This is a genomic window from Zobellella iuensis (genome assembly GCF_016746085.1).
Lineage (GTDB): Bacteria > Pseudomonadota > Gammaproteobacteria > Enterobacterales > Aeromonadaceae > Oceanimonas > Oceanimonas iuensis.
In genome coordinates, this window is record NZ_JAERTZ010000011.1 from 44,951 (window position 1) to 51,467 (window position 6,517).

Consider the following 6,517-nt stretch of genomic DNA (forward strand, 5'->3'; position numbering starts at 1 on the left):
CCAAACTACAAGAGGATTAACGCAGTTCGCGCAGGCTCTGGATGCGTTTTTCGATGGGCGGGTGGCTCATAAACAGCTCGCTGTGGCGCTTGCCGTTGATGCCGAAGGCGGCGAGCGAGCCTTCCAGCTCGGTTTCCGGGCCGCGGCGCAGGCGCTCGAGGGCGGCGATCATCTTCTCTTTGCCCACCATGCGGGCGGCGCCTTCGTCGGCGCGGTATTCGCGCTGGCGGCTGAACCACATCACGATGATGGAGGCCAAGATGCCGAAGAGGATTTCCAGCACTATCACCACCCCGAAGTAGGCCAGGCCGCCCAGGCCGCCGCCTTCTTCGTCGCCGCGGCTGAGGAAGCTACTGATGATGTTGGCCACGATGCGGGCGAAAAACATCACGAAGGTGTTCACCACGCCCTGGATCAGGGTCAGGGTCACCATGTCGCCGTTGGCGATGTGGCTTACCTCGTGGGCCAGCACGGCTTCGGCCTCGTCCCGGCTCATGCTGTACATCAGGCCGGAAGACACCGCCACCAAAGAATCGTTACGGCGGGCGCCGGTGGCGAAGGCGTTCATGTCGGGCGAGTTGTAAACCCCCACCTCGGGCATGCCGATGCCGGCCTGCTGGGCCTGGCGGGCGACGGTGCTCACCAGCCAGTGTTCCATTTCGTTGCGGGGCTGGGTGATCACCTGCACCCCGTAGGCACGCTTGGCCATCCACTTGGACATAAACAGGGAGATGGTGGCACCGCCAAAGCCGAACACGGCACAGAACACCAGCAACCCGCCGATGCTGCTGCGATCAATGCCCAGTACGGAGAAGAGGATGTTCAGCACCACCCCCAGCACCACTACCACGGCCAGGTTGGTGGCAATAAACAGCAGAATGCGTTTCATAGGGTTTTCCTTAAACAAAGAAGTCTGTCGACATAATATGTCCGAATAAGCAAATTTCAAGACAAGACCGGCGAATTATTTCAACCTATTTCAATAAGGGCGACAGATCGATAAAGCCGTCGGCGCCCTCGGCCCCGTCTTCTTCCAGCCAGGGTATTTCACCCAACAAGGGCGCGGAAATCAATTGCTTAAGGGTATTGGCGTTATCCCGGTAGTGGCTCATGTGCGGATCCACCCGGTTCAGCACCCAGCCGGCCACCACCAGGCCGTCGTGGCGGATGGCCTCCAGGGTGAGCAGGGCGTGGTTGATGCAGCCCAGCCGGGCGCCCACCACCAGGATCACCGGCAGGTGCTCCTTCTTCACCCAGTCCGACAGGAAGTGCCGCTCGTCCAGCGGCAGCCGCCAGCCCCCCGCCCCTTCCGCAAAAATCCAGTCGGCGGCGGTTTCCTTCAACCGGGCCAGGCCCTCGCCGATGCGGGCAATGCTGATGAGTTCACTGGCCTCCCGCGCGGCGATATGGGGGGCGATGGCCGGGGCGAAGGCATAGGGGTTGTGCATGGCGTAGGGCAGCGGAATGCTGGACTCGGCCTGCAGCCCCAGGGCATCGCTGTTCTTGAGCTGGCCGTCCACCCAGTCGCAGCCGGAGGCCACCGGCTTGTAGCCCAGCACCTTTTTGCCGGCCTGCCTGGCCGCCCGCATCAGGGCACGGGTCACGAAGGTCTTGCCCACCTCGGTGTCGGTGCCGGTCACAAAAAACGTCTTAGCCATAAATCACTCCATAGGCCAGGTGATAGCTGGCCACAGATTGTCCTTGCCGGTCTTTAGCATAGGCCAGATTGAGTCGCTGCCAGGCCTCTTTGCCGAGCAGGCCGGGGCGGCGATTGCCGTTGATGCGGTTGGCGCCGATGCCTTTCAGATCCAGCAGCAGCCCCTTCAGCTCGGGATAGGCCAGGCGGATATCGGCCCGCTCCAGGCGCCAGCGCCGGCCGGTGGCGGCCAGGTGGGCCGCCAGCCGTTCCTGCTCGATAAAGCGGTTGATATGGGCATGATTGTCCACCTGTTGCCAGGCGGCTTCCAGCTCGTGCAGGCTGCCCGCCAGCAGGGTGGAAAACACCATCACGCCGCCGGGCTTGAGCCGGGCGCTCCACTGGGCGAGCCAGGCGGCCGGATCGGCACTCCACTGCAGGCAGAGGTTGGCGAAGATAAAGTCCAGGCTGCGTTCGGGCAGCGGCGGCCGGTCCATGTCGGCGCAGATGGGCTCCACTTGTGCCTTGGCCGCCGCCTGTTGCAGCATGGCCGGCGACAGATCCAGCGCCAGCAGCCGCTCGGCCCGTTGCTTAAGCGCGGGCAGGAACCAGCCGCTGCCGCAGCCCAGATCCAGGCCGGTGCCGGCGCGGGCCGGCAGCAGGGCCAGCAGATCCTCGCCGCTGCGGCGCTGCAGCTCGTTGTGCCGCTCGTAACTGTGGGCGGCCCGGCCGAAGGCTTCGGCCACTTTCTGCTTGTCGATAAGCTCTATCATGGGTGTTCTCCCTCGGCGGCCTCGGCCAGGGCCTTGAGCAGGGCCCCGATGTCCTCCTGGGTGTGGGCGGCGCTCAGGGTAATGCGCAGCCGGGCGCCGCCCACCGGCACCGTGGGCGGGCGGATGGCGCCCACCCAGATGCCGCGTTCCTTCAGCCGCGCCGCCAGGGCCAGGGTGCGGGCCTCGTCGCCGATCACCAGGGGCTGGATGGCGGTGGCGGAGGGCAGCAGTTCGAACGGCAAGGCTTGCACACCGGCGCGGAACTGCCGCACCAGCTGGTTCAACTGCGCACGCCGGTCGTCGGCCCGGCGCGCCAGGCGGACGGCGGCCAGCACGGCGGCGGCCTGGGGTGGCGGCAGGTGGGTGCTGTACACATAGCCGCGGCCAAAATTGAGCAGGTAGTCCACCAGCGCGCGGCTGCCGCCGACAAAGGCGCCGCTTACCCCCAGCGCCTTGCCGAAGGTGCCCATAAAGATCTGCACCTGTTCCGGCGCCACCCCCAGCTCATCCAGGGTGCCCCTGCCCTCCCGGCCGAGCACGCCCAGGCCGTGGGCGTCGTCTATCATCAGCCAGTTGCCGCTCTGCCCGGCCAGGCGCGCCAGCCCCGGCCAGTCGCCCAGATCGCCGTCCATGCTGAACACCCCTTCGGAGACGATAAGGCCCGCTTCCGGCTTGAGCCTGGCCTCCAGCGCGGCCATGTCGTTGTGGGCAAAGCGCAGCATGCGCGCCGGGCTGAGCAGGCCCGCCTCCTGCAAAGAGGCGTGGTTGAGCCGGTCCTGCCACAGCAGGTGCTCCTTGCCGAGCAGGGCTTTGATCACCGCCTGGTTGGCGGAAAACCCGGAGCTGAACAGCAGCACCGCCTCCAGCCCCAGCCAGTCGCACAGCTCCGCCTCCAGCTCCCGGTGCACGGCCTGGTGCCCCACCACCAGCGGCGAGGCCACGGCGCCCGCGCCGAATTCCCGCGCCGCCCGGTCGGCGGCCTCACGCAATTCCGGCGCCTGGCTTAAGCCCAGGTAGTCGTTGCCGGCAAAGTTGAGGTAAGCGCGGCCGGCGGACCACAGCAGCCGGCCCGCCACCTTGTCGATAAGGGGCAGGCTGCGTTTCAGCCCCGCCGCTTCGCGGCCGGCCAGGCTTAAGTGAAAGGGCATGCGGCTCTCCTAAAAAATACCGAAATAAAACCCGCTTTACATAGAGCCGTCAGCCCCTGGATCCCCGCCTTCGCGGGGATGACTGAAAAGACGCCGAGGTGACGGCAAAGCGCAGGAGTCACGGGCAAGCCACAGGGGCGACACACAAAACACAGGGGCGGTCCCATATCCCGTCACTCCCGCGCAGGCGGGAGTCCACTCACACCCGCAGCCTGTATCATCGCCCCGGCAACGGCTTCAAGCTTCCGGCTTCTGGCTTCCAGCTGTCTTTTACGCTTCGTAATACAGCGGCTTGGGCGCGCTCTGGGCGGCCAGTTGCTCGTGCAGTTCGATTTCGGTCATCTCGTCCGGTTTCTGGCTCACGCCGCTGGGGCGCAGCCCCAGGCGTTTGAACAGCTGCATGTCGCTGTTCTCGTCCGGGTTGGGGGTGGTAAGCAGCTTGCAGCCGTAGAAGATGGAGTTGGCGCCGGCCATAAAGCACAGGGCCTGCATCTGATCGTTCATCTTTTCCCGCCCGGCGGACAGGCGCACATGGCTTTGGGGCATCAGGATGCGGGCCACGGCGATGGTGCGGATAAAGTCGAAGTCGTCCAGGTCTTCCTGGTTTTCGAGCGGGGTGCCTTTTACCTTCACCAGCATGTTGATGGGCACGCTTTCGGGCTGGCGCGGCAGGTTGGCCAGGGCCAGCAGCAGGCCGGCGCGGTCTTCCGGGCTTTCACCCAGGCCGACGATGCCGCCGGAGCACACCTTCATGCCGGCGCCGCGCACGTTTTCCAGGGTGTTGAGCCGGTCGGCATAGGTGCGGGTGGTGATGATGTCGCCGTAAAATTCCGGGCTGGTGTCCAGGTTGTGGTTGTAGTAGTCCAGCCCCGCCTCGGCCAGGCGGTCGGCCTGGGAAGAATCCAGCATGCCCAGGGTCATGCAGGTTTCCATCCCCAGCGACTTCACCTCCTGCACCATCTTCAGCAGGTAGGGCATGTCCCGCTCCTTGGGGTTGCGCCAGGCGGCGCCCATGCAGAAGCGGCTGGAGCCGTTGGCCTTGGCCTCCCGCGCCCGTTCCAGCACCTTTTCCACTTCCATCAGCCGCTCGGTTTCCAGCCCGGTGTGGTAACGGGCGCTCTGGGGGCAGTATTTGCAGTCTTCCGGGCAGGCGCCGGTCTTGATGGAGAGCAGGGTGCTCACCTGCACCTCGTTGGGGTCGAAGTGGGCTCGGTGCACCTGCTGGGCTTCAAACAACAGATCGAAGAAGGGGCGTTCAAACAAGGCGAGCACCTGCTCGCGGGTCCAGTTCTGGCGGCTCATGGTCACCCTATATCCTTAAATTCAAGAGGTGTTTTGCTTGGCTAGTGTAAGGACGGATGCTAGCCTGTCAACCATCAAGATCATAACAAGTTTACATTTGACTAAATTATGACCAATCAAGAATTCGATCTGCACCACCTCTGGCACCCCTACACCTCCCTCACCCAACCCCTGCCCTGTTACCGGGTCGAGCGCGCCGGCGGCGTTTACCTGGAGCTGGCGGACGGCCGCAAGCTGATAGACGGCATGTCGTCCTGGTGGGCCTGCCTGCACGGCTACAATGTGCCGGAGCTGAACGCCGCCGCCACCGGGCAGCTGGCGAAGATGTCCCATGTGATGTTCGGCGGCCTCACCCACGATCCCGCCATCCAACTGTGCCGGGCGCTGGGCCAGGTGCTGCCGGCGGGGCTGGATCGCTTCTTCCTGGCGGACTCGGGCTCGGTGTCGGTGGAGGTGGCGCTGAAAATGGCCATCCAGTACTGGCACGGCCGGGGCACGCCCAAAACCCGCTTCGCCGCGCTCAGCCGCGGCTACCACGGCGACACCTTCGGCGCCATGAGCGTGTGCGACCCCAACGGCGGCATGCACAGCCTGTACAAGGGCTTTTTGCCGGAACATATTTTCGTGCCCACCCCCCAAAGCCCCTTCGACGGCGAGCCGGATCCGGCCGATCTGCAGGCGCTGGAAGCGGTGCTGGCCGAACACCACCGGGAGCTGGCGGCCCTTATCCTGGAGCCGGTGGTACAGGGCGCCGGCGGCATGCGCTTCTATCATCCGGATTATCTGAAAGGCGCGCGGGAGCTGTGCGACCGTTACGAGGTGCTGCTGATCGCCGACGAAATCGCCACCGGCTTCGGCCGCACCGGCAAGCTGTTCGCCTGCGAGTGGGCCGGCATCAGGCCGGACATCATGTGCATCGGCAAGGCGCTCACCGGCGGCTACATGACCATGGCGGCCACCATCACCACGCAAGCGGTGGCCGACACCATCTGCAACGGCCCGGCCGGGGTGCTGATGCATGGCCCCACCTTTATGGCCAATCCCCTGGCCTGCGCCGTGGCCCTGGCAAGCCTGGAACTGCTGCTCGCCTCCCCCTGGCAAGAGCGCATCCAGGCCATCGAAGCCCAGCTCAAACGCGAACTGGCACCGGCGCGGGAGCTACCCCGGGTGGCGGAGGTGCGGGTGCTGGGCGCCATCGGCGTGATCGAGATGAAAGACTCCCTCAACGTCGCCGAGGTGCAAAAGCAACTGGTGGAGCTGGGCGTGTGGATCCGCCCCTTCGGCAAGCTGTTCTACGTTATGCCGCCCTACATCATAAAACCCGACGAGCTCAGCCGGCTGACCAGCGCCATGAAGGTCATCGCCGGGCAGTAGGTGCCGGCGCACCGCTGGGAGGTGGTCCACTAAAATAGGTGCAATACTCCGGCATTTAAGGCGCACGCCATTCCCCGGAGCGCAGGCGGCTCGCCGGTATTTCTAACAAGGGTCCATTTCAATGGACTACCCGGCCACGGCGCCGGGGTTTGGTCGAATAAATTCGACCCTACGACGGACGCCGGGTTGGCCGTAGATACTCTGTTTAAAATCAAGATTTCATGTGCTCTTCACTGAACAGCAAAGCGGAATCGAACGCCGTTTCAGTCTGCATGCAGGCCCAT

Annotated in this window: 6 protein-coding genes; 1 reads left to right on the forward strand and 5 read right to left on the reverse strand. The window is 64.7% G+C overall.

Annotated elements, in window-relative coordinates:
- Positions 1 to 16: 16 nt before the first annotated feature.
- The 5 genes from htpX to bioB all read right to left on the reverse strand — a co-directional run bounded on the left by htpX (position 17) and on the right by bioB (position 4,859).
- Entirely contained in the window at positions 17 to 889 is an 873-nt protein-coding gene (gene htpX / locus JKV55_RS03710) for a protease HtpX (protein ID WP_202082403.1), read from the reverse strand.
- Between the two features lie 85 nt (positions 890 to 974).
- Entirely contained in the window at positions 975 to 1,658 is a 684-nt protein-coding gene (gene bioD, locus JKV55_RS03715; protein ID WP_202082404.1) for a dethiobiotin synthase, read from the reverse strand.
- Complete coding sequence (gene bioC / locus JKV55_RS03720; protein WP_237332650.1) at positions 1,651 to 2,409, reverse strand: malonyl-ACP O-methyltransferase BioC; 759 nt, start codon at positions 2,407 to 2,409, stop codon at positions 1,651 to 1,653. The genes bioD and bioC overlap by 8 nt, the downstream gene beginning before the upstream one ends.
- A complete protein-coding gene (gene bioF / locus JKV55_RS03725; RefSeq protein WP_202082405.1) occupies positions 2,406 to 3,557 on the reverse strand; it encodes an 8-amino-7-oxononanoate synthase in 1,152 nt (383 codons plus the stop codon). The genes bioC and bioF overlap by 4 nt, the downstream gene beginning before the upstream one ends.
- A gap of 270 nt (positions 3,558 to 3,827) precedes the next feature.
- Complete coding sequence (gene bioB, locus JKV55_RS03730) at positions 3,828 to 4,859, reverse strand: biotin synthase BioB (protein WP_202082406.1); 1,032 nt, start codon at positions 4,857 to 4,859, stop codon at positions 3,828 to 3,830.
- Positions 4,860 to 4,967: 108 nt separating this feature from the next.
- Here bioB and bioA point away from each other — a divergent pair, with 108 nt between their 5' ends.
- Positions 4,968 to 6,233: an adenosylmethionine--8-amino-7-oxononanoate transaminase gene (bioA, locus tag JKV55_RS03735; RefSeq protein WP_202082407.1), complete on the forward strand. Its 1,266-nt coding sequence runs from the start codon at positions 4,968 to 4,970 to the stop codon at positions 6,231 to 6,233.
- The last annotated feature ends 284 nt before the right edge of the window (positions 6,234 to 6,517 follow it).